A 2076-nucleotide genomic window follows, 5' to 3' on the forward strand; every position below is an offset into this window, starting at 1 on the left:
CTGAAACATCTTAGTACCCGGAGGAAGAGAAAGAAAATTCGATTCCCCAAGTAGCGGCGAGCGAAACGGGATTAGCCCAAACCAGGAAGCTTGCTTCCTGGGGTTGTAGGACACTCCTTTGGAGTTACAAAGGGATGCGTGAGGTGAAGCGGCCTGGAAAGGCCCGCCACAGAGGGTAACAGCCCCGTAGCCGAAGCCCATCCCCTCCGGAGTGGATCCTGAGTACGGCGGAACACGTGAAATTCCGTCGGAATCCGGGAGGACCATCTCCCAAGGCTAAATACTCCCTAGTGACCGATAGTGAACCAGTACCGTGAGGGAAAGGTGAAAAGCACCCCGGAAGGGGAGTGAAAGAGATCCTGAAACCGTGTGCCTACAAGTAGTCAGAGCCCGTTAATGGGTGATGGCGTGCCTTTTGTAGAATGAACCGGCGAGTTACGGTTCCATGCGAGGTTAAGCCGAGAAGGCGGAGCCGCAGCGAAAGCGAGTCTGAATAGGGCGACACAGTATGGGGCCGTAGACCCGAAACCAGGTGATCTACCCATGTCCAGGGTGAAGGTAAGGTAACACTTACTGGAGGCCCGAACCCACGTATGTTGAAAAATGCGGGGATGAGGTGTGGGTAGCGGTGAAATTCCAATCGAACCTGGAGATAGCTGGTTCTCTCCGAAATAGCTTTAGGGCTAGCCTCAGGCTAGAGAATCCCGGAGGTAGAGCACTGTTTGGATGAGGGGCCCATCCCGGGTTACCGAGTTCAGACAAACTCCGAATGCCGGTGATTTATGCCTGGGAGTCAGACTGCGAGTGATAAGATCCGTAGTCGAGAGGGAAACAGCCCAGACCACCGGTTAAGGTCCCCAAGTGTCTGTTAAGTGGAAAAGGATGTGGCGCTGCCCAGACAACCAGGATGTTGGCTTAGAAGCAGCCACCATTTAAAGAGTGCGTAATAGCTCACTGGTCGAGTGGCGCTGCGCCGAAAATGTACCGGGGCTAAACAGACCACCGAAACCGTGGATTGACACCGTTGGTGTCAGTGGTAGGAGAGCGTTCCAAGGGCGTCGAAGCCAGACCGGAAGGACTGGTGGAGCGCTTGGAAGTGAGAATGCCGGTATGAGTAGCGAAAGACGGGTGAGAATCCCGTCCACCGAATGCCTAAGGTTTCCTGAGGAAGGTTCGTCCGCTCAGGGTCAGTCGGGACCTAAGTCGAGGCCGAAAGGCGTAGACGATGGACAACAGGTTGATATTCCTGTACCGCCTCCCCGCCGTTTGAGTGACGGGGTGACGCAGGAGGATAGGGTGAGCGCGCTGTTGGTTGCGCGTCCAAGCAGTGAGGCGGGGAGTGAGGAAAATCCCACTCCCGTAACGCTGGGCTGTGACGGCAAGGGGTCTGACCCCGGAGTCCCTGATTTCACACTGCCAAGAAAAGCCTCTAACGAGGCGGGAGGCGCCCGTACCGCAAACCGACACAGGTAGGCGAGGAGAGAATCCTAAGGTGATCGAGAGAACTCTCGTTAAGGAACTCGGCAAAATGACCCCGTAACTTCGGGAGAAGGGGTGCTCTATTAGGGTGTTAAAGCCCGAGAGAGCCGCAGTGAATAGGCCCAGGCGACTGTTTAGCAAAAACACAGGTCTCTGCAAAACCGCAAGGTGATGTATAGGGGCTGACGCCTGCCCGGTGCTGGAAGGTTAAGAGGAGGGGTTAGCGCAAGCGAAGCTCTGAATTGAAGCCCCAGTAAACGGCGGCCGTAACTATAACGGTCCTAAGGTAGCGAAATTCCTTGTCGGGTAAGTTCCGACCCGCACGAAAGGCGTAACGATCTGGGCACTGTCTCAACGAGAGACTCGGTGAAATTATAGTACCTGTGAAGATGCAGGTTACCCGCGACAGGACGGAAAGACCCCGTGGAGCTTTACTGCAGCCTGATATTGAATTCCGGTGCAGCCTGTACAGGATAGGTAGGAGCCGTGGAAACCGGAGCGCCAGCTTCGGTGGAGGCACTGGTGGGATACTACCCTGGCTGTATTGGACTTCTAACCCGTGCCCGTGATCCGGGCAGGGGACCGTGTCAGGCGGGC

The 2076-nt window shown here is 55.8% G+C and carries 1 rRNA gene; it reads left to right on the top strand.

Features of this window, described 5'->3' with window-relative positions:
• Positions 1-2076: ribosomal RNA gene (locus DZC51_RS04550) — 23S ribosomal RNA — on the top strand; the annotation flags it as partial.

The sequence above is a fragment of the Bhargavaea sp. CC-171006 genome, assembly GCF_009761675.1.
In the GTDB taxonomy this organism is placed as follows: domain Bacteria; phylum Bacillota; class Bacilli; order Bacillales_A; family Planococcaceae; genus Bhargavaea; species Bhargavaea changchunensis.